This is a genomic window from Pseudomonas entomophila (genome assembly GCF_029478665.1).
Lineage (GTDB): Bacteria > Pseudomonadota > Gammaproteobacteria > Pseudomonadales > Pseudomonadaceae > Aquipseudomonas > Aquipseudomonas entomophila_F.
The window spans coordinates 82,744-102,869 of the sequence record NZ_JARPQB010000001.1; the positions used below are offsets into that span (position 1 = coordinate 82,744).

Consider the following 20,126-nt stretch of genomic DNA (forward strand, 5'->3'; position numbering starts at 1 on the left):
GTGTGCTCAGTCTTGGCGCACGAAATAGTCATAACGCATGGAAACGGTGACCTCGAACGGTTCGGGCTGGTCGATCACCAGCGCACGCTTTTCGGCACTGGCGCGCCAGCCATGAGGGGTCATGGCCAGCAGGTCGGCGCGAGCCTTGGCTTCAACCAGGCTCAAGCGGAACTCGAGGGTTTCGCTGTGGGCGTGAGTCATACCGTCAGGGATCAGGGCCAGATGCTTGTCGTCGGCATAGGGGCGTACTTCATCGTAGAGCACCTCGCGCAGCTCCATCAGGTGGCCGCTGGTCGGGCCGACGCGCATCAGGCCACCGCCTGGGGCCAGCAAACGCTTGGCCTCCTGCCAGTCCAGGGGGCTGAACACGCTGGCGATGAAGCCGCAGCTGGCGTCGCTCAAGGGGACACGGGCCATGCTCGCGACCATCCAGGTCACCTGCGGGGCGCGGCGGCAGGCGCGCTTGACCGCCTCGCGGGAAATATCCAGGGCATAGCCGTCGGCAGCCGGCAGCGCCTGGGCGATCTGCGCGGTGTAGTAGCCTTCGCCGCAGCCGATGTCCAGCCAGGCCTGCGGGGCGCGCTCGGCGGCCAGCTCGGCGAGGCGACGGGCGACGGGCGCGTAATGGCCGGCGTCGAGGAAGCCACGGCGAGCCTCGACCATGGCTTGGTTGTCGCCCGGGTCGCGGCTGTTCTTGTGCTGCACGGGCAGCAGGTTCAGGTAGCCCTGGCGGGCGCGGTCGAAGCGGTGGCCAGCAGGGCAGGCAACGCCGTTGTCGAGCTGCGCCAGGGGCGCCTGGCAGAGGGGGCAGGCGAGCATCAGGCGAGCAACCGCACCAGGGTCTGGTAGTAGATCTCGGTCAGCAGGTCGAGGTCGCTGGCCAGGATGCGTTCGTCCACCTGGTGGATGGTGGCGTTGACCGGGCCGAGCTCGACGACCTGGGTGCCCATGGTCGCAATGAAGCGGCCATCGGAGGTGCCACCGCTGGTCGATGCCTGGGTCTCGCGGCCGGTGACCGCCTTGATGCTCGACGACACCGCATCGAGCAGGTCGCCCGGCTCGGTGAGGAACGGCAGGCCGGACAGTGCCCAATCGATCGACCACTCCAGCTGGTGCTTGTCGAGGATCGCCGCGACACGTTGCTGCAGCCCTTCGACTGTCGATTCGGTGGAGAAGCGGAAGTTGAACAGCGCCGTCAGCTCGCCCGGCACCACGTTGGTGGCGCCGGTGCCGGAGTTGAGGTTGGAGATCTGGAAGCTGGTCGGCGGGAAGAACGCGTTGCCTTCGTCCCAGTGCTCGGCGGCCAGTTCGGCCAGGGCCGGGGCGGCCAGGTGGATCGGGTTGCGCGCCAGGTGCGGATAGGCCACGTGGCCCTGCTTGCCACGCACGGTCAGCTTGGCGCCGAGCGAGCCGCGACGGCCGTTCTTGACCACGTCACCCAGCAGCGTGGTGCTGGAGGGTTCGCCGACGATGCACCAGTCCAGGCGCTCGTTGCGCGCCTTGAGCAATTCGACCACGGCCTTGGTGCCATGGTGTGCCGGGCCTTCCTCGTCGCTGGTGATGAGGAAGGCGACCTTGCCGCGATGGTTGGGGTAGTCCTGCACGAAGCGCTCGCTGGCCACCACCATCGAGGCCAGGCTGCCCTTCATGTCGGCGGCGCCACGGCCGCAGAGCATGCCGTCTTTATCGATCAGCGCCTCGAACGGTTCATGCTGCCATTGCTGCACCGGGCCGGTCGGTACCACGTCGGTGTGGCCGGCGAAGCACAGCACCGGGCCGTCCTGGGTGCCATGGGTGGCCCAGAAGTTGTCGACGTCCTCGAAACGCATGGGTTCGAGCTGGAAGCCGACGGCGCCCAGGCGGTTCATCATCTGGGTCTGGCAGTCGGCGTCGACCGGGGTGACCGAGGGGCGACGGATCAGGTCGCAGGCCAGTTGCAGGGTAGGCGAGAGCTCGGCTGGGGCCGTCATTGCAGGACTCCGGGGCAAGGCAAGGCGAGGAAAACTGAGGGGCGTTATCTTATATCAAACCAGGGGGATGTGGGGCCGCGTCGCGGCCCTTTCGCGGCACAAGGCCGCGTCTGCAGAGGCTGCGGCACCTGTGTAGGAGCGGCCTTGTGCCGCGAAAGGGGCGCAACGCGCCCCCGGCGATCTCAAGCCTGCTGCGGTTCGGCGGCCTTTTCCGCAGGCTTTGGCAACGACGACAACAGTGCCATGACCAACGCTGCCAGGTACGGCAACGACTGCACCAGCAGCATCGCCACCCAGAAGCGCATGTCCGCGCTCGGCAGTCCCTGCACCAGGTAGATCCCCAGCGCCGCGCCCCACAGCATCAACATGATGAACAGCTCCTCGCGCGCCTCGGCGATCGCCACCAGCACACCATGGCTGTCGGCATTCTTCGGGGTGCGGAAGAACGGCATGCTGCTGGTGAAGAACCCATACAACACTGCCTTGGCGATGGTGTGCGACAGCGCCAGCCCCGCCAGCGCCGCGGCGAAGGCATCCTTCAGGTCCACCCCCACCGCGCGACGATAGAGGAACAGGATCTTGCCGACCTTGAAGAAGAACAGCGCCAGCGGTGGGATGGCGAACATCATCAGCGGTGGGTCGACCCGGTGCGGCACGATGATCATCGCCGCCGACCACAGCAGCGCGCCGACGGTGAAGAAAATGTTCATGCCGTCGGCGATCCACGGCAGCCAACCCGCCAGGAAGTGGTAGCGCTGGCCGCGGGTCAGCTCGCTGCCCTTGCCGCGCAGCAGGGCGCCGGCGTGGTGCTTGATGATCTGGATGGCGCCATAGGCCCAGCGGAAGCGCTGCTTCTTGAAGTCGATGAAGGTGTCGGGCATCAGGCCCTTGCCATAGCTGTTGTGGGCGTAGGCGGCCGACAGGCCCTTCTCGAACACCCGCAGGCCCAGTTCGGCGTCCTCGCAGATGCACCACTCGGCCCAGCCCAGCTCTTCGAGCACGGTACGCCGGGTCATGGTCATGGTGCCGTGCTGGATGATCGCGTCACGGTCGTTGCGGGTGACCATGCCGATATGGAAGAAGCCTTTGTACTCGCTGTAGCACAGCTTCTTGAAGGCGCTTTCGTGCTGGTCGCGGTAATCCTGCGGCGATTGCACCACGGCGATCTTCGGGTCGGCGAAGTGCGGCACCATGTGCTTGAGCCAATTGCGATCCACGCAGTAGTCCGAGTCGATCACCGCGATCACTTCGGCGTCCTTGGCGGTGTGCGGGATCAGGTAGTTCAGCGCGCCGCCCTTGAAACCGGCCAGGGGCGCGACATGGAAGAACTTGAAGCGCTCGCCGAGCTTCTCGCAGTGGGCCTTGAGCGGCTCCCACACGGCCGGGTCCTTGGTATTGTTGTCGATCACCAGCACTTCGTAGTCCGGGTAATCAAGCGCGGCAAGCGCGTCCAGGGTCTGTTTCACCATTTCCGGTGGTTCGTTGTAGCACGGCACATGCACCGAGACTTTGGGGCGATAGGCACTGTCGCCCTGCACTGGCAGGAATTCCCTTCGTCGCTTGTGTGTCCACACCGCTTCGGCCAGCTCATGGGCCTCGGTCAGGAGCACGATGAACACCCCGAGGGCACCCAGCGCCAGCAACACCCCGACCGTCAGGCTGAACCAGGTGCTGTACTGCTGGCTGTAGTCGTAGGCGATCCAGACCAGCACCGAACCGCACAGGAAGGTGATGAAGGTCAGGAACGTGCGGCCGCGCTGGCGCAAGGCCGAGCCATCGATCAGCAGCACGGTCAGGGCGAGCATCGCCAGCACCACTGAGGCCACCGCCAGGGCCCGCCACTGCGGGATCGCCACGATCGGGCCCTCGAAGTTGAACTTCTGTTGGCGCGCGGCGTTGAAAACGCCCCAATAGGCGCCCACCGAGCCTTCGTCGCTGGCTTTCCAGGGCTGGTCGTAGGCTTCGATGACGAAGTAGTTGTAACCCCGGCGGTTCAGCGTGTTGACCAGGGTGCGCAGGTAGATGGCCTGGTCGGCCTGGGTGGCGTCGGCGCCACCGCGCATGCGGCCGTTGCTGGGCCAGCCGACTTCGGACAGCAGCAGCGGTTTGCGTGGGAACTGCTTGCGCAGGTCGCGGGCGCGGTCGAGGACGAACTGCACCGAATCCTTCATCGGCACGAACTCCCAGTACGGCAGGATGTGCGCGGCGACCAGATCGACGTGCTTGGCCAGTTCCGGGTGCTCCTTCCAGATGTGCCACTGTTCGCTGGTGGTCACGGGCACCTTGACTGCCGCGCGGACGCGGTCCAGGTAGCCGATAAGCTGTTCGGCGGTGACTTCTTCACGGAACAACGCCTCGTTACCCACCACTACCCGCACCACGCTGCGGGAGGTATTGGCCAGGCCGATGGCTTTTTCGATCTCGCGTTCGTTGCGTTCCTGGTCGTTGCTGATCCAGATCCCCAGGGTGACGCGCAGGCCAAGCTCTTCGGCCAGGCGTGGCACCTCGGCCTGGGTACCTTCGACGGTATAGATGCGGATGTTGTCGGTCAGCTTGTTGAGTTGCTCGAGGTCCTGGCGTATCTCATCCTCACTGGGGTACTGGCCTTTTTGCGGGCTCTGGCCCAGGCGGAACGGCGAGTAGGAGAAACCGGAGATCTGCTCCGGCCAGGCAGGGGCGGACACCGGGCGGTTGATGAGCGCCCAGAACCCGGTGAACAGCGCGGCGATGGCCAGGACCACCACCAGGTTGAGACCGAATTTGCGTGATGACATAGGTGTTAGAGGTTCCGAAGAGTGGCGCGGGGCGGGGCCGTCAGGGCGCAAGTCCTACATTGCCGAAGCGGGCACTGTGTTGGATTTGTCAAAGAGGATGAAGTTCTGAGCCCGCCGGGTTGTCGTCCATATCTTTTTACTTGATGGAACATTAAAGCAGGCTTGGCGGGACTCTTGCCAACGGCAACCCCAGATCGGGCCGCTTGGCATATAATGCGCGCCGTTTTTTCCGAGGTTGAGCCATGAGCACAGAAGATCCACGCTTTGCCGGCGTCGCCCGGTTGTACGGTGATGAAGGCTTGCAACGCCTGCGCCAGGCCCACGTGGCCATCGTCGGCATTGGCGGGGTCGGTTCGTGGGCGGCCGAAGCCCTGGCCCGCAGTGGCGTGGGCGAAATCACCCTGTTCGACCTCGATGACGTGTGCGTCAGCAACACCAACCGCCAGGCCCATGCCCTGGAAGGGCAGGTCGGCCGGCCCAAGGTCGACGCCATGGCCGAGCGGCTGAGGGCGATCAACCCGGCGTGTACGGTGCACGCGGTGGCCGATTTCGTCACCCGCGACACCATGGTCGAGTACATCACCGAAAACCTCGACTGCGTGATCGACTGCATCGACAGCGTGATGGCCAAGGCCGCGCTGATCGCCTGGTGCCGCCGACGCAAGATCGCCATTGTCACCACCGGAGGAGCGGGTGGGCAGATCGACCCGACCCAGATCCAGGTCGGCGACCTCAACAAGACCTTCAACGACCCGCTGGCCTCGCGGGTGCGCTCGACCCTGCGTCGCGACTACAACTTCTCGCGCAATACCAGCCGTAACTATGGCGTGCCGTGCGTGTTTTCCAGCGAGCAGCTGCGTTATCCCAAGGGGGATGGCAGCGTGTGCCTGCAGAAGAGTTTCGTGGGCGAGGGGGTGCGGCTGGACTGCGCGGGCGGATTCGGCGCGGTGATGATGGTGACGGCGACCTTTGGCATGGTCGCGGCGAGCAAGGCGGTGGAGAAGCTGGTGGCAGGGGCGCGGCGGCCTTTGGAGCGGGTCAAGGCTCAGTAGCGGCGTTGAACCCCACGTGGTATTTGGCACCGGCTTTGCCGGTGTTCGCCAGCAAGGCTGGCTCCTACAAGTGTGCGGTGTGGCGCTGGTTCGTGTGGGCTCAGCCTGCCGATGCCAACTCGGCCATCCTGAGCAACACCGCATGTAGCCCATTGCTGCGTGAGGGTGACAACTGGCGCTCCAGCCCCAGCTGAGCGAACCAGCCACTCAAGTCCAGAGCAGCCAGTTCCGCGCTGCGCAGCCCTTGTGCCCGTACCAGCAGCAGCGCCAGCAAACCTCGCAGCAGACGAGCATCACTGGACGCCTTGAAGTGCCAATGGTCGTTTTCCAGCGTGGCCACCAGCCACACCAGGCTTTCACAACCGTGCACGCGGTTGTCTTCACTTTTCTCTGCCTCGTCCAGCGGCTCCAACCGATCCCCCCACTGCATCAGCAGCCGCGCTCGCTGCTCCCAGCCCCGAGCCTGCTCGAAGCTCTCCAGCGCCTGGCTGGCCTCACCCGAAAGACTCATCGCAGCAGCTCCAGGCCCTGGTCGAGCGCCTCGAAGAAGCGCTGCAGATCGTCGCTGTCGCTGTACAGCCCGAGGGACACACGAATCGCCCCGTCCAGCCCCAGGCTTCTGAGCAATGGCATGGCGCAGTGATGCCCGGCGCGCACGGCGATCCCTTGTTCGGTCAGCAAGTGGGCGATGTCGGAGTTGTGCACGCCCTCGACGACAAAGCTGGCCAGTGCTGCCTGGGGGGCGCCAAGCACCTGGATACCGTCACGGTCGGCCAGCCCGCGCAACAGATGCTGGTGCAGGCTGGCTTCATGGGCGGCAACCGCATGGGCGTCGAGACTGGCCAGGTAATCCAGGGTGGCGCCCAAGCCGATGACGCCGGCAATTGGCGGTGTACCCGCCTCGAAGCCCAACGGTGCCGGGCGGAAGCTGGCACCCTGGTAGTCGGCCAACTGGACCATCTCCCCGCCGAACTGCCAGTGGCGCAGCAGCTCCAGCGCCTGTTGGCGGCCGTACAGCACGCCGACACCGTCCGGGCCATAGAGCTTGTGGCTGGAGAACACGTAGAAATCGCACTCCAGCTGCTGCATATCATGGCGACCATGGACCACACCCTGGGCGCCATCGACAACGCTCAACGCGCCTTGGGCGCGGGCATGTGCCAGAAGCGGTGCCAGTGGTTGCCAGGTGCCCAATACGTTGGACAGCTGGCTGATCGCAAGCAGACGGGTGCGTGGACCGATCAGTTGCAGGGCTTGCTCCAGGTCGACACCCCCCTGGTCGTTCACCGGCAGAATAACCAGGCGCAGGTTGCGCCGATGCGCCAGTTGTTGCCAGGGCAGCAGGTTGGCGTGGTGTTCCAGCGCACTGACGGCAATCTCGTCACCCGCCTCGAAACGATGCTCCAGGCCATAAGCCAGCATGTTCAAGGCCGAGGTGGCGCCGTGGGTGAAGATGATCTGCCGTGTGTCCGCTGCATTGAGCCAGGCGGCAACCTTCTCGCGAGTGCCTTCGAACGCCTGGGTGGCCAGGGCGCCTGGCAGGTGCTGTGCGCGATGCACGTTGGCAGCGCCATGACCGTAGTAATGGCTCAGGGCATCGAGCAGGGCTTGGGGCTTTTGCGTGGTGGCGGCGCTGTCCAGGTAGGTCTGGTGCTGCCGTTGCAGGGCGGTGATGGCGGGGAAGTCGGCACGCCAGGGGGAGGGCTGGAACATGTTCGCGGGGCCTGGAAAGAAAAATCGGGTCTGCCCGTAGGAGCAGACCCGATCTTATCACTTCGAACCGGCAGGTTCTCAGTTGTGGGCGTGCAGCGCCTCGTTCAGCTCGATGGCCGACTTGTGGGTCTTGCACTCCACCGCGCCGTTGAGCGAGTTGCGGCGGAACAGCAGGTCGGTCTGGCCGGCCAGGTCGCGGGCCTTGACCACCTTGACCAGCTGGTTGTTCTCGTCCAGCAGGTTCACCTTGGTGCCGGCGGTGATGTACAGGCCGGCTTCCACGGTGTTGCGGTCGCCCAGCGGGATGCCGATACCGGCATTGGCGCCGATCAGGCAGCCTTCGCCGACCTTGATGACGATGTTGCCGCCACCGGACAGGGTGCCCATGGTCGAGCAGCCGCCGCCCAGGTCCGAGCCTTTGCCGACGAATACGCCTGCGGAGACGCGGCCTTCGATCATGCCTGGACCTTCGGTGCCGGCGTTAAAGTTGACGAAGCCTTCGTGCATGATGGTGGTGCCTTCGCCGATGTAGGCGCCCAGGCGCACGCGGGCGGTGTCGGCGATACGCACGCCGGCTGGCACGACGTAGTCGGTCATCTTCGGGAATTTGTCCACCGAGAACACTTCCAGCAGCTCGCCCTTCAGGCGTGCTTCCAGTTGCAGCTCGGCCAATTCTGTGAGGTCGACCGCGCCCTGGTTGGTCCAGGCGACGTTGGGCAGCAGTGGGAAGATGCCGGCCAGCGAGACGCCGTGCGGCTTGACCAAACGGTGCGACAGCAGGTGCAGCTTGAGGTAGGCCTCGGGGGTGGAGGCCAGGGCGCCGTCTTCAGCCAGCAGGGTGGCGACCAGCGGCTTGTGGCTTTCGGCCAGGCGGGTCAGCAGGGCGGCTTGAGCGCTATCGACACCCTTGAGCGCGTCGGCAAGCTGTGCGGCCTGGGCGGTGGTGAAGGCGATGGCCTGGTTGCCAGCTTCGTACCCGAGGATCGGCGCAATGGCGGCGACCAGCTCGGCGGATGGCTTGAGCACCGGCTGTGCGTAGAACACTTCCAGCCAGGCACCCTGGCGGTTCTGGGTGCCGACACCGAAGGCCAGGCTGAACAGGGATTGAGACATGCGATTACCTCGTGCGAAAGGGGTTGGAGCGTAATGCGGGGATCAGGCCAGTGCCGCGGCGTACAGGTCGGGCTTGAAGCCGACCAGCGTGCGGTTGCCGAGGTCCAGTACCGGGCGCTTGATCATCGACGGCTGGGCGAGCATCAGTTCTACGGCCTTCGATTGGTCGAGATCGGCCTTGCTGGCATCGTCGAGCTTGCGGAAGGTGGTACCGGCGCGGTTCAGCACGACTTCCCAGCCGTGCTCGGTGCACCAGCGGTTCAGGCTGTCGCGGTCGATGCCTTGGGTCTTGTAGTCGTGGAATTCGTAGCCGATGGCCTTTTCTTCAAGCCAGGTGCGGGCTTTTTTCATGGTGTCGCAGGCTTTGATGCCGTAGAGAGTGTAAGCCATTGAATGCCAGGGCCGCTGGGCAGCCCGATACTCCGTGAAGATAGGGTGGGGCCGATTATGCGGTATCGATGGGGTTGGCGCCACGGCCACGGGCTCGAAGGCAGGGGCGATGTGTATCACAGCTTCTCATGAATCATTGTGTTACATATTCAGGGGCGAGCTGCGACTATCGTGCAGCGGCCCATGATAGACGCTCCCCGCTAACATATTGTTTCAATGGCGCTGTTGCGCCCCGCTGTCGATTCTCCGTTCAAACAGGAAACTCGCCGATGCAGTCAGCCTATACCGTCCTTATCCTGCTGATGCTGGTGAGCGTTTCGAAACTGGTGGGGCGCGTGGTGCCGCTGCCACTGCCGCTGGTGCAGATCGGCGCCGGCGCCTTGCTTGCCTGGCCGACCCTGGGGCTGCATGTGGCGCTGGACCCGGAGCTGTTCTTGTTCCTGTTCCTGCCGCCACTGCTGTTCGCTGATGGCTGGCGCATGCCCAAGCGTGAACTGTGGCGCATTCGCGGACCCGTAGTGGCATTGGCGGTGGGGTTGGTGCTGTTTACCGTGGTTGGGGCCGGTTACTTCATTCATTGGCTGCTGCCAGCCATTCCATTGCCGGTGGCCTTTGCGCTGGCCGCGGTGCTCTCGCCCACCGATGCCGTGGCCGTGTCGGCCATTACCCAGGACCGTCTGCCCACCCCGTTGATGCACATGCTGCAGGGCGAAGCATTGATGAATGACGCTTCGGGCCTGGTGACATTCAAGTTTGCCTTGGTGGCGGCGATTACCGGCGTGTTCTCGTTGACCGAAGCGAGCCTCACTTTCGTGCTCGTCGCCCTTGGCGGCCTTGCGGTGGGCGTGGCGCTTAGTTGGTTGGTCGGGCGCCTGCGGATGTGGATGATCGCCCGTGGCTGGGACGACCCGGCGACCCACGTGGTGTTCATGCTGTTGTTGCCGTTCGCCGCCTATGTACTGGCCGAACGGCTGGGTGTGTCGGGCATTCTCTCGGCGGTGGCTGCCGGCATGATGCAGAGCTGGCTCGACTTGCTGCCGCGCCAGACCAGCACTCGCCTGCTCAACCGCAGCGTCTGGTCGCTGCTGGAGTTCGCCTTCAACGGTTTGATCTTCCTGTTGCTCGGCCTGCAACTGCCGGACATCGTCAAGGCGGTGGTCAGCGACGAGGCTGCGGTCTGGCCGACCCTGGCCTGGCGCTGCCTGGACGTTGTGGCGATCTTCGCCGCGCTGGTGCTGTTGCGTTTCATCTGGGTGCAGAGCATCTGGCGGGCGATCGGCGTGGTGCGGCGCTGGCGCGGCAAGCCCGAGCTGGTGCTGATGCCGACTGCCCGGTCCTGCTGGTTGCTGACCCTGGGTGGCGTGCGTGGTGCGGTAACCCTGGCGGGCGTGATGTCGGTGCCTTTGCTGATGGGCGCGGGCAAGGCGTTTCCCGAGCGTGATCTGCTGATCTTCATCGCCGCCGGGGTGATCCTGCTGTCGCTGGTCAGTGCCGTCATTGCCCTGCCGATCTTGTTGCGTGGGGTAACCAAGAGTCCGGACGAACGCCTGCGCCAGGAGGTTCAGGAGGCCTGGCGGCGTACAGCCGAGGCAGCCATCCATGCCCTCGAGGCGGAGGAGGTGAGTGATGCCGGCGCACCACAGGACGCCGCGCAGGCCACCTTGGCCATCGAGCTCAAGGCCCGATTGATGGCCGAGTACCGCGATGAGCTGGACAGCTACAACGATACTGCGGAGGCCCGTGCACTGGCCGAGCAGATGGACCTGTTGGAACGCCGCTTGCGCCTGCGTGCGCTGCGGGCCCAGCGCCTGGAGCTGTACAACCTGCATCGCCAGCATCAGGTGGGGGATGAAGTGGTGCGCCAGGTGCTGGGTGAGCTGGACCTGAGCGAGGCCAACCTCGGGCAGGTCCGCTAGCCGTGCTGTTTACATGAAGCTGGATAGACCAGGCGCATGAAGCGCTTGTCCTTCTTGCTGATTTTCAGGTTCTGGCTGGTTTTGAAGTCGTGGTGCGTGAGCTTCTGCCTGATGCGGTAATGCATGATCGACTGCCTGTCATAGGGCAGGATGAGCAGGTCGTCGTTGTCGGGCAGTGGCAGGAACTGGGTCGCGAGGTCCTCTTCGATCAGGTCGTCGAGGTGATCCGGGTTGTTGGCCTCGTCGGCCAGGGTCGTGGCCAACAACTGGCGCACCCTGTCCAGATCCCAGGGAATGTTGGCCTGTGGGTGTTGGTGCTCGTGCTCCATGCCCAATGCGTGGCCGAATTCATGCAGTACCACCGGCTCGAATAACGGGTCGGAAAGCTTGACCCCCAAGACCATGGTGGCGCCCTCCACGTCCAGGGCCTGGTTTCCCAGGAAGCTGTAATTCACATCTTCCTGCACATCGGTCTGGATGCGGATCTCGGCTTCGTCGGCATCGTTGCCGAGGCGTTCGAATGTCAGGTTGGCGTATTTCAGCCATTGGCACGCGGTGTCGAAAATCGCCTTCTCAAGCCATGGGCAGGGCGTGCCGATGAACGAGATCCTGAGTGTCTGGCCTGGGCGCCAGAATACGGAATGATCGGCCACCGAGCGTTTCCTGCGCGGCTTCGCCGATTGCGGCAACAGCAATTTCTGGCGCAGGCGGTAGGTTGCGCTTGCCATAAGTACATCGGACATCGTTGTGCACCTTCAGGGGGTTGAGAGGTGCCAACTATCGGCCACCAGCATTCTGCGCTGGCGGTACTTAATGCTTGCCTTGATTCAGATGGCGCCCCCTGTGAGGGGGCGCGTCTGCCATCAGCGGCCCAGGAACGCGCGAATTCGCTCCGCCGCCTCGATGCACTCGGCCAGCGGCGCGACCAGCGCCATGCGCACGCGCCCGGCGCCCGGGTTGGCCCCGTCCACCTCGCGGGAAAGGTACGAACCCGGCACCACGGTCACATGCTCGGCCTCGAACAGGTCACGGGTGAAATCGGCGTCGCTGCCAGGCACCTTGGCCCACAGGTAGAAGCTGCCATCGGGGCGTTGCACATCCAGTACCGGCTGCAGGATGTCGAGTACCGCATCGTACTTGGCGCGGTATTGGTCACGGTTGTCGCGGACATGGGCTTCGTCCTGCCAGGCAGCAATGCTGGCCAGTTGGGTTTGCACCGGCATGGCACAGCCATGGTAGGTGCGGTACAGCAGGAACGGCTTGATGATCTCGGCGTCACCGGCGACGAAGCCCGAGCGCAGGCCCGGCAAGTTGGAGCGCTTGGACAGGCTGTGGAACACCATGCAGCGCTTGAAGTCGCTGCGACCGAGTTCGGCGCAGGCGGTAAGCAGGCCCGGTGGTGGGGCATCCTCGTCGAAGTAGAGTTCGCTGTAGCACTCATCGGAGGCGATGACGAAGTCGTGCTCGTCGGCCAGGGCGATCAGCTTCTTCAGTGTTTCCATGGGCACCAGGGCGCCGGTGGGGTTGCCCGGGGAGCACAGGAACAGGATCTGGCAGCGCTTCCAGACCTCGGCCGGCACGGCATCGAAGTCCGGGTTGAAGCCGTTGTTTTCCAGGCAGGGCAGGTAGTGCGGGGTGGCGCCGGCCAGCAGGGCCGCGCCTTCGTAGATCTGGTAGAACGGATTGGGGCTGACCACCAGGCCGTCGTCCGCGCGGTTGATCACGGCCTGGGTGAAAGCGAACAGCGCCTCGCGGGTGCCGTTCACCGGCAGGATATGGCGGTCGGCATCCAGCCAGCCGGCCGGCACCTTGAAGCGACGCTCGCACCACTGGGCGATTGCCTGGCGCAGGGCGGGCAGGCCGAGGGTGCTCGGGTAGACCGCCAGCTTGTCGAGGTTATCGGCCAGCGCCTTGGCGACGAACGCCGGCGATTCGTGCTTCGGCTCGCCGATCGACAGGGCGATAGCGCGTTTGTCCGCCGCAGGCTTCACGCTACCAAGCAGGGCGCGCAGTTTCTCGAACGGGTAGGGCTGAAGCTGGGTCAAGGCATGGTTCATCGGCGCAAGGTCTCGTAATCGTCAAAAGGTCATGCGGGAAGGGCTGGCTTCGCTGGCCTGGCCGGCCTGCAACTGCTGGACGATGGCTTCCTGCAGGCGGCTGCACAGCTGCGGGTCGGACAGCGGCTGGTTGTCGGCGTCGGTGATGAAGAACACGTCTTCCACCCGTTCGCCGAGGGTGGCGATCTTGGCGTTCTGCAGCGACAGGTCGAACTCCAGGAAGATCCGCCCGATCCGTGCCAGCAAACCGGGGCGGTCGGGGGCGGTGATTTCGAGGATGGTCACCGGGCGTTGGGCATCGTTGAGGATGGTCACCTGGGGCGGGAAGTCGAAGTGCTTGAGCTGGCGCGGCACTCGGCGCTGGATGATCGCCGGGTAGTCCTCGGGGGTGCGCAACGCTTCGGTCAGGCCATCGCGGATCTGCTTGACCCGCTGCGGGTTGTCGCCGATCGAGCCGCCGTCGTTGTCGAGCACGATGTAGGTGTCAAGGGTGAACTGGCTGCTGGAGGTGATGATGCGGGCGTCATGGATGTTCAGGTTGAGCTGCGCCATGGCGGCCACGGTCACGGCGAAGAAGTCGTGCTGGTCCGGGGCGTAGATGAAAATCTGCGTGCCGCCTTCGAACTCGCGCTGGGTGGTTTCCTTGATCAGTACCAGCGGGCCGCTGTCGGCGGGCTGCTGGAGGATGGCGTCACTGTGCCAGGCCACGTCGGCGGCATTGTGCTTGAGGAAGTAGTCATCACCCAGTTGCGACCAGAGCTGTTCGACGTCGTCCGGGTCGGTGCCCTCGCGCACCAGGATGTCCAGCGCGGCGCTCTGGGTCTGGCGGATCTGTTCCTCGCGGTCCAGCGGGTTTTCCAGGCCCCGGCGCAGGGCGCGCTTGGTTTCGGTATAGAGCTGGCGCAACAGGCTCGCCCGCCAGGAGTTCCACAGGTTGGGGTTGGTGGCGTTGATATCGGCCACGGTCAGCACGTAGAGGTAGTCCAGACGTGTCTCGTCGCCCACGTGCAGGGCGAAATCGTTGATTACCTGCGGGTCGGACAGGTCCTTGCGCTGGGCGGTGGTGGACATCACCAGGTGGTTCTGCACCAGCCAGACGATCAGGCGGCTGTCCCAGGCGGGCAACTGGTGGCGGGCACAGAACGCCTGGGCATCCACCGCGCCGAGTTCGGAGTGATCGCCCTGGCGACCTTTGCCGATGTCGTGGTACAGGCCGGCCAGGTAGATCAGTTCGGGCTTGGGCAGGCGGCCCATGAGCTTGCTGGCCAGCGGGAATTTCTCCGAAACCGGGGTGTACTGCAGCTTGCGCAGGTGCTTGATCAGGTTGAGGGTATGGGCATCGACTGTATAGATGTGGAACAGGTCGTGCTGCATCTGCCCGACGATCAGGCCGAACTCCGGCAGGTAGCGACCGAGAATGCCGTAGCGGTTCATCCGCCGCAGGTTGCGGTGGATGCCGATCTCGCACTTGAACAGCTCGATGAACAGGCTGGTGTTGCGGATATCGTTGCGGAACTTGTCATCGATCAGGTGGCGGTGTTCGCGCAACAGGCGCACGGTGTCGGCGCGCACCCCCTTGATCTCGGGGTGCTGGGCCATCAGCACGAAGATTTCCAGCATGGCGAACGGCGTGCGCTTGAACACGTTCGGACTGACCGCTTCTATATAGCCGTCATGCAGGCGGAAGCGGGCATTGAGCGGTTGCGTGGTACCGCTGTCGTCATCGGCGAGGATCACTTCCTCGAAGTGCTGGATGATCAGGTCGCACAGCTGGCTGATGCTCATCACCACCCGGTAGTACTGCTGCATGAACTGTTCGATGGCGCGCTTGGGGTTCTCGTCGTTGAAGCCCAACAGCGTTGCGATGCTGCGCTGGTGGTCGAACAGCAGGCGATCCTCGGCGCGCCCGGCGAGCATGTGCAGGGCGTAGCGTACGCGCCAGAGGAAGGCTTGGGAGGAGGCCAGCAGTTCGTTCTCGCTCTCCAGCAGGAAGTCCTCGCCAGCCAGGGCGTGCAGGTTCAGCGTGCCGTATTGGCGACGCGCCACCCATAGCACCGTCTGGATGTCGCGTAGGCCGCCCGGGCCACCCTTGACGTTGGGTTCGAGGTTGTACTCGGTATCGTTGTACTTGTGGTGGCGGGCCTTGAGTTCGGCGCGCTTGGCGAGGAAGAACTCCTTGCTCGGCCACATGTGCGCGGTGCTGGTGGCATCGAGCATGCGCAGGCGCAGTGGCTCCGGGCCGGCGATGGTGCGGCTTTCCATCAGGTTGGTGATGACCGTCAGGTCGGCGCGGGCCTGCTCGGCGCATTCATCGACGGTGCGCACGCTCTGGCCGACTTCCAGGCCGATATCCCACAACAGCGTGAGGAAGCGTTCGATGGCGTCGCGGTACTGCTCGTGCTCGGCGGCATCGAGCAGGATCAGCAGGTCGATGTCGGAGTAGGGGTGCAGCTCGCCCCGGCCGTAGCCGCCCACCGCCACCAGGGCGATGCCGTCCGGGTTGCCCCAGTCGAACTGGTTCCAGGCCTGTTGCAGGATGTTGTCGACGAACCAGGCGCGGTCCTCGATCAGCCGGCGGATTTCGCGGCCTTCACGGAAACGCTTGTCGAGCACTTCGCCGGCCATGCGGATGGCTTTCTTGAAGGCGGCGATGGGGCTTGCCTTGAGGGCCAGTTCCGCCTGGAACTGGCCGCGGTCGAACAGCTCGGGATCCACCTGGGGCATCGAGTCGCGTTCCTGTGATGTGAAGGTCAGGCCGAGGTGCGCGGGATGGTGTCGTCCTTGCGCAGGGTGAAGATCTCGTAGCCGGTGGCGGTCACCACCAGCGTGTGCTCCCACTGGGCGGAGAGCTTGCGGTCCTTGGTGATGGCGGTCCAGCCGTCACCGAGCACCTTGGTGTCGGCCTTGCCCTGGTTGATCATCGGCTCGATGGTGAAGGTCATGCCTTCCTTGAGCTCCATGCCGGTGCCGGCCCTGCCGTAGTGCAGGATCTGCGGTTCTTCGTGGAACACCTTGCCGATGCCGTGGCCGCAGAACTCGCGCACCACCGAGAAACCGTTCTTTTCAGCGTGCTTCTGGATCACTTCGCCGATGTCACCCAGGCGGCAGCCCGGCTTGACCAGCTCGATGGCCTTGTACATGCACTCCTGCGTCACCTTCGACAGGCGCGCGGCCCACTCCGGGACCTCGCCGACATGGAACATGCGGCTGGTATCGCCGTGATAGCCGTCCTTGATCACGGTGATGTCGATATTGAGCGTGTCGCCCTTCTTCAACGGCTTGTCGTTGGGGATGCCGTGGCACACCACGTGGTTGATCGAGGTGCAGATCGACTTCGGGTAGCCCTTGTAGTTGAGCGGTGCCGGAATGGCCTGCTGGACGTTGACGATGTAGTCGTGGCAGATACGGTCGAGCTCTTCGGTGGTGATGCCGGGCTTGACGTGTTCCTCGATCATTTCGAGGACATCGGCGGCCAGGCGGCCGGCGACGCGCATCTTCTCGATGTCTTCTGCGGTCTTGATGGTGACGGTCATTACAGGCTCTCTACGGCGCCGCGTGCGGCGCGAACGAACGGGAAAGGCCGGATTCTACCAGAGCATGGCGGCGATCTGGCGGGATAATCCCGAGGATCCGGTGGTCTACTGAAGGCATTCTGGCCCTAAAGCCCGGGTGCTGCAAAAGCCGCAGACGGGCGAATCATTATTCGGGTTTCGTTCGTGCGTGGTCTGTGGTATAAAATGCGCCGCTTTCGGGGGATGACCTCCGTAAGCTCAAACCCACACACGTGTCGACACGATGGCCTGGGTGCCCGGTCTCCTCGGAGATGCGGGTTGGTCATTGGGATGCGTGGAGGCCCAACCCGACTTATCAAGGAACTATCATGTCCCAAGTCAACATGCGCGATATGCTGAAGGCCGGTGTGCACTTCGGCCACCAGACCCGTTACTGGAACCCGAAAATGGGCAAGTACATTTTCGGCGCGCGTAACAAGATCCACATCATCAACCTGGAAAAAACCCTGCCAATGTTCAACGAAGCTCTGGCTTTCGTAGAGCGTCTGGCCCAGGGCAAGAACAAGATCATGTTCGTCGGCACCAAGCGTTCCGCCGGCAAGATCGTCGCCGAGCAAGCTGCTCGCGCGGGTTCGCCATACGTTGATCACCGCTGGTTGGGCGGCATGCTGACCAACTACAAGACCATCCGTGCTTCGATCAAGCGTCTGCGCGACCTGGAAACCCAGGCCGAAGATGGCACCTTCGCCAAGCTGACCAAGAAAGAAGCCCTGATGCGTTCGCGCGATCTGGAAAAGCTGGACCGCAGCCTGGGTGGTATCAAGGACATGGGCGGCCTGCCTGATGCCCTGTTCGTGATCGACGTTGACCACGAGCGCATTGCTATCACCGAAGCCAACAAGCTGGGCATCCCGGTTATCGGCGTTGTCGATACCAACAGCAGCCCAGAAGGCGTTGACTACGTCATTCCAGGTAACGACGACGCCATCCGCGCCATCGAGCTGTACATGACTTCGATGGCTGACGCCATCATCCGCGGCCGCAACAACGTTGCTGGCGGCACCGAAGTCTACGCTGAAGAAGCGGCTGCACCTGCTGCTGAGTAATAGGCGCTAGCGTCTACTTGGCACGCAAAAAGGGGGCTCTGCCCCCTTTTTGCCACCTTGAAATCCTGCTGTCAGCAACGGCCCCGCATGATGGGCGAGCTGATATAAAGGCAGCGATTTGCAGAATTTAACGCCCGCGCCGAGCGGGTGGAATGGTTGAAAAACTTTCCAAGAGGATTTTGAAATGGCAGCAATTACTGCGGCGCTGGTCAAAGAACTGCGCGAGCGTACCGGCGAAGGCATGATGGATTGCAAGAAGGCCCTGGAAAAGGCCGGTGGCGACATCGAGAAAGCCATTGACGACATGCGTGCCTCGGGCGCCATCAAGGCCGCCAAAAAAGCTGGCAACGTTGCCGCTGAAGGCGCAATCGCCGTCAAGACCGACGGCAAAGCCGCTGTCCTGCTGGAAGTGAACTCGCAGACCGACTTCCTGGCCCTGCAAGATGACTTCAAGAACTTCGTTGCCGAAAGCATCGAAGAAGCCTTCGCCCAGAAGCTGACCGACGCCGCTCCGCTGATCGCCTCGCGCGAATCCGCTCGTGAAGCCCTGGTTGCCAAGTGCGGCGAGAACGTCAACATCCGTCGCCTGGTGCGCGTAGAAGGCGACGTTGTCGGCGCCTACCTGCACGGCAACAAGATCGGTGCTGTCGTTGTCCTGAAAGGCGGCGACGTCGAGCTGGCCAAGAACATCGCCATGCACGTTGCGGCGTCGAACCCAGAGTTCCTGGACGCGTCGGAAATCTCCGCCGAGGCCATCGAGCGCGAGAAGAACGTCTTCCTGCAACTGAACGCCGACAAGATCGCCGGCAAGCCGGAAAACATCGTTGAGAACATGATCAACGGTCGTATCTCCAAGTTCAAAGCCGAAGCCTCGCTGAAAGAGCAAGCTTTCGTGATGGACCCGGAAGTCAAAGTTGGCGCGCTGGCCAAGAAAGCCGGTGCTGAAATCGTTTCCTTCACCTACTTCAAGGTCGGCGAAGGCATCGAGAAGCCAGTCGACGACTTCGCTGCCGAAGTTGCCGCCCAGGTAGCTGCCGCCAAGCAGTAAGACAGACTCGTCTGTCGCCCCGAAGAGGCTGCCCGCTTACGCGCGCAGCCTCTTTGTCAAAGCGGGAGCGGTTCACGAGACCGTTGCTCGCTGACGCATGAAGTGCGTCACGCTAGAGTTACGCGCAGGCTGAAACAGCCCGCCAGATTTTTACAAACGCCGCAGGAGAGATTCGCAATGGCTCAGCAGGGCAGTGGTCATCAGGCTCGCTATAAACGCATTCTACTCAAACTTAGCGGCGAGGCCCTGATGGGCTCGGAAGAGTTCGGGATCGACCCCAAGGTCCTGGATCGCATGGCGCTGGAAGTCGGCCAGCTGGTCGGCATCGGCGTTCAGGTCGGCTTGGTGATCGGTGGTGGCAACCTGTTCCGTGGCGCGGCGCTCAGTGCAGCCGGCATGGACCGCGTCACCGGCGACCATATGGGCATGCTGGCCACGGTAATGAACGGCCTGGCCATGCGCGACGCGCTGGAGCGGGCGAACATCACCGCCATCGTCATGTCGGCCATCTCCATGGTGGGCGTGACCGATCACTACGATCGCCGCAAAGCCATGCGACACCTGAATTCCAAGGAAGTCGTGATCTTCGCTGCCGGTACCGGCAACCCGTTCTTCACCACCGACTCCGCCGCTTGCCTGCGCGCCATCGAAATCGATGCCGACGTGGTATTGAAGGCAACCAAGGTCGATGGTGTATACACTGCAGATCCATTCAAGGACCCGCATGCCGAGAAGTTCGATCATCTGTCCTACGATGAAGTGCTGGATCGCAAGCTGGGCGTAATGGACCTGACGGCAATCTGCCTTTGCCGCGATCACAAGATGCCGCTGCGCGTCTTCAACATGAACAAGCCCGGCGCCCTGCTGAACATCGTGCATGGCGGCGCTGAAGGAACTCTGATCGAGGAAGTTCAAAAATGATCAACGAAATCAAGAAAGACGCCCAGGCGCGCATGCAGAAGTCGCTGGAGTCGCTGATCCACGCATTTGGCCAGATCCGCACCGGCAAGGCGCATCCGAGCGTCCTGGGCAGCGTGATGGTGCCTTACTATGGCACCGACACCCCGCTGACCAGCGTGGCCAACGTGACCGTCAAGGACAACCAGACCCTGCAAGTGGTGCCTTTCGAGCGCAACATGCTGGGCGCCATCGACAAGGCCATCGGCAGCGCCGGCTTGAACCTCAACCCGACCAACCTGGGCGAGTTGCTGCTGGTCAATATGCCCCCGCTGACCGAAGAAACCCGCAAGGGCTTCACCAAGCAGGCTCGCGCCGCGGCCGAAGATGCGCGCGTTGCTGTGCGCAACATTCGTCGTGACGCCATGGGTGACCTGAAGAAGCTGTCCAAGGACAAGGAAATCAGTGAAGACGAAGAACGTCGCGCCAGTGCCGACATCGACAAGCTGATCAAGGATATCGAGGCGCAGATCGCCAAGGCTACCGAGGCAAAAGAAAAGGACCTGATGGCCATCTAA

Annotated in this window: 17 protein-coding genes; 6 read left to right on the forward strand and 11 right to left on the reverse strand. The window is 63.5% G+C overall.

All coding sequences use genetic code 11. The annotated features are described in order from the left end of the window. Positions 1-6: 6 nt before the first annotated feature. From P5705_RS00400 to P5705_RS00410, 3 genes are all read right to left on the reverse strand, one after another. Positions 7-819 carry a putative RNA methyltransferase gene (locus P5705_RS00400; RefSeq protein ID WP_277458926.1) on the reverse strand — a complete coding sequence of 271 codons (813 nt, stop codon included), beginning with the start codon at positions 817-819 and terminating at the stop codon, positions 7-9. Next, a complete protein-coding gene (gene dapE, locus P5705_RS00405; protein WP_277458927.1) occupies positions 819-1,970 on the reverse strand; it encodes a succinyl-diaminopimelate desuccinylase in 1,152 nt (383 codons plus the stop codon). The genes P5705_RS00400 and dapE overlap by 1 nt, the downstream gene beginning before the upstream one ends. 182 nt (positions 1,971-2,152) lie before the next feature. After that, positions 2,153-4,744, reverse strand: coding sequence for a glycosyltransferase (locus P5705_RS00410; RefSeq protein WP_277458930.1), 2,592 nt, complete (start codon positions 4,742-4,744; stop codon positions 2,153-2,155). Between the two features lie 242 nt (positions 4,745-4,986). Between P5705_RS00410 and tcdA the strand changes: the two genes are divergently transcribed. Next, entirely contained in the window at positions 4,987-5,796 is an 810-nt protein-coding gene (tcdA, locus tag P5705_RS00415; protein ID WP_277458932.1) for a tRNA cyclic N6-threonylcarbamoyladenosine(37) synthase TcdA, read from the forward strand. Positions 5,797-5,896: 100 nt separating this feature from the next. Here the strand turns inward: tcdA and P5705_RS00420 are convergent, their stop codons facing one another. The 4 genes from P5705_RS00420 to P5705_RS00435 form a co-directional block, all read right to left on the reverse strand. Continuing rightward, a complete protein-coding gene (locus P5705_RS00420; protein ID WP_277458935.1) occupies positions 5,897-6,307 on the reverse strand; it encodes a SufE family protein in 411 nt (136 codons plus the stop codon). Then, positions 6,304-7,509: a cysteine desulfurase gene (locus tag P5705_RS00425; RefSeq protein WP_277458937.1), complete on the reverse strand. Its 1,206-nt coding sequence runs from the start codon at positions 7,507-7,509 to the stop codon at positions 6,304-6,306. Before P5705_RS00425 ends, P5705_RS00420 begins: the two co-directional genes overlap by 4 nt. Positions 7,510-7,587: 78 nt before the next feature. Next, positions 7,588-8,622: a 2,3,4,5-tetrahydropyridine-2,6-dicarboxylate N-succinyltransferase gene (gene dapD / locus P5705_RS00430; protein WP_277458938.1), complete on the reverse strand. Its 1,035-nt coding sequence runs from the start codon at positions 8,620-8,622 to the stop codon at positions 7,588-7,590. A gap of 42 nt (positions 8,623-8,664) precedes the next feature. Beyond that, positions 8,665-9,012 carry an ArsC family reductase gene (locus P5705_RS00435; RefSeq protein WP_277458940.1) on the reverse strand — a complete coding sequence of 116 codons (348 nt, stop codon included), beginning with the start codon at positions 9,010-9,012 and terminating at the stop codon, positions 8,665-8,667. A gap of 269 nt (positions 9,013-9,281) precedes the next feature. Between P5705_RS00435 and P5705_RS00440 the strand changes: the two genes are divergently transcribed. Beyond that, on the forward strand, positions 9,282-10,928 hold the full coding sequence (locus tag P5705_RS00440) for a Na+/H+ antiporter (protein ID WP_277458942.1): 1,647 nt from the start codon (positions 9,282-9,284) through the stop codon (positions 10,926-10,928). On the opposite strand, the gene P5705_RS00445 is transcribed toward P5705_RS00440, so the two are convergent. The 4 genes from P5705_RS00445 to map form a co-directional block, all read right to left on the reverse strand. After that, complete coding sequence (locus P5705_RS00445) at positions 10,925-11,671, reverse strand: peptidase M12 (RefSeq protein ID WP_277458944.1); 747 nt, start codon at positions 11,669-11,671, stop codon at positions 10,925-10,927. The genes P5705_RS00440 and P5705_RS00445 overlap by 4 nt on opposite strands. Before the next feature lie 120 nt (positions 11,672-11,791). After that, on the reverse strand, positions 11,792-12,985 hold the full coding sequence (gene dapC / locus P5705_RS00450; protein ID WP_277458946.1) for a succinyldiaminopimelate transaminase: 1,194 nt from the start codon (positions 12,983-12,985) through the stop codon (positions 11,792-11,794). Positions 12,986-13,006: 21 nt separating this feature from the next. Continuing rightward, complete coding sequence (locus P5705_RS00455; RefSeq protein ID WP_277458947.1) at positions 13,007-15,709, reverse strand: [protein-PII] uridylyltransferase; 2,703 nt, start codon at positions 15,707-15,709, stop codon at positions 13,007-13,009. Positions 15,710-15,735: 26 nt separating this feature from the next. Beyond that, positions 15,736-16,518: a type I methionyl aminopeptidase gene (gene map / locus P5705_RS00460; protein ID WP_277458948.1), complete on the reverse strand. Its 783-nt coding sequence runs from the start codon at positions 16,516-16,518 to the stop codon at positions 15,736-15,738. A gap of 347 nt (positions 16,519-16,865) precedes the next feature. Here map and rpsB point away from each other — a divergent pair, with 347 nt between their 5' ends. The 4 genes from rpsB (at position 16,866) to frr (ending at position 20,126) form a co-directional block, all read left to right on the forward strand. Next, positions 16,866-17,603, forward strand: a complete 738-nt coding sequence (gene rpsB / locus P5705_RS00465; RefSeq protein WP_060512637.1) for a 30S ribosomal protein S2 — start codon at positions 16,866-16,868, stop codon at positions 17,601-17,603. Positions 17,604-17,787: 184 nt separating this feature from the next. Next, entirely contained in the window at positions 17,788-18,651 is an 864-nt protein-coding gene (gene tsf / locus P5705_RS00470) for a translation elongation factor Ts (protein ID WP_277458951.1), read from the forward strand. A gap of 177 nt (positions 18,652-18,828) precedes the next feature. Further along, positions 18,829-19,572: a UMP kinase gene (gene pyrH, locus P5705_RS00475; protein WP_028690676.1), complete on the forward strand. Its 744-nt coding sequence runs from the start codon at positions 18,829-18,831 to the stop codon at positions 19,570-19,572. Next, on the forward strand, positions 19,569-20,126 hold the full coding sequence (gene frr / locus P5705_RS00480) for a ribosome recycling factor (RefSeq protein ID WP_110738398.1): 558 nt from the start codon (positions 19,569-19,571) through the stop codon (positions 20,124-20,126). Before pyrH ends, frr begins: the two co-directional genes overlap by 4 nt.

Coding starts and splice junctions, on each gene's coding strand:
- P5705_RS00400 (WP_277458926.1), bottom strand. CDS start 819: ATGCTCGCCTGCCCCCTCTGCCAGGCGCCCCTGGCGCAGCTCGACAAC.
- dapE (WP_277458927.1), bottom strand. CDS start 1,970: ATGACGGCCCCAGCCGAGCTCTCGCCTACCCTGCAACTGGCCTGCGAC.
- P5705_RS00410 (WP_277458930.1), bottom strand. CDS start 4,744: ATGTCATCACGCAAATTCGGTCTCAACCTGGTGGTGGTCCTGGCCATC.
- tcdA (WP_277458932.1), top strand. CDS start 4,987: ATGAGCACAGAAGATCCACGCTTTGCCGGCGTCGCCCGGTTGTACGGT.
- P5705_RS00420 (WP_277458935.1), bottom strand. CDS start 6,307: ATGAGTCTTTCGGGTGAGGCCAGCCAGGCGCTGGAGAGCTTCGAGCAG.
- P5705_RS00425 (WP_277458937.1), bottom strand. CDS start 7,509: ATGTTCCAGCCCTCCCCCTGGCGTGCCGACTTCCCCGCCATCACCGCC.
- dapD (WP_277458938.1), bottom strand. CDS start 8,622: ATGTCTCAATCCCTGTTCAGCCTGGCCTTCGGTGTCGGCACCCAGAAC.
- P5705_RS00435 (WP_277458940.1), bottom strand. CDS start 9,012: ATGGCTTACACTCTCTACGGCATCAAAGCCTGCGACACCATGAAAAAA.
- P5705_RS00440 (WP_277458942.1), top strand. CDS start 9,282: ATGCAGTCAGCCTATACCGTCCTTATCCTGCTGATGCTGGTGAGCGTT.
- P5705_RS00445 (WP_277458944.1), bottom strand. CDS start 11,671: ATGTCCGATGTACTTATGGCAAGCGCAACCTACCGCCTGCGCCAGAAA.
- dapC (WP_277458946.1), bottom strand. CDS start 12,985: ATGAACCATGCCTTGACCCAGCTTCAGCCCTACCCGTTCGAGAAACTG.
- P5705_RS00455 (WP_277458947.1), bottom strand. CDS start 15,709: ATGCCCCAGGTGGATCCCGAGCTGTTCGACCGCGGCCAGTTCCAGGCG.
- map (WP_277458948.1), bottom strand. CDS start 16,518: ATGACCGTCACCATCAAGACCGCAGAAGACATCGAGAAGATGCGCGTC.
- rpsB (WP_060512637.1), top strand. CDS start 16,866: ATGTCCCAAGTCAACATGCGCGATATGCTGAAGGCCGGTGTGCACTTC.
- tsf (WP_277458951.1), top strand. CDS start 17,788: ATGGCAGCAATTACTGCGGCGCTGGTCAAAGAACTGCGCGAGCGTACC.
- pyrH (WP_028690676.1), top strand. CDS start 18,829: ATGGCTCAGCAGGGCAGTGGTCATCAGGCTCGCTATAAACGCATTCTA.
- frr (WP_110738398.1), top strand. CDS start 19,569: ATGATCAACGAAATCAAGAAAGACGCCCAGGCGCGCATGCAGAAGTCG.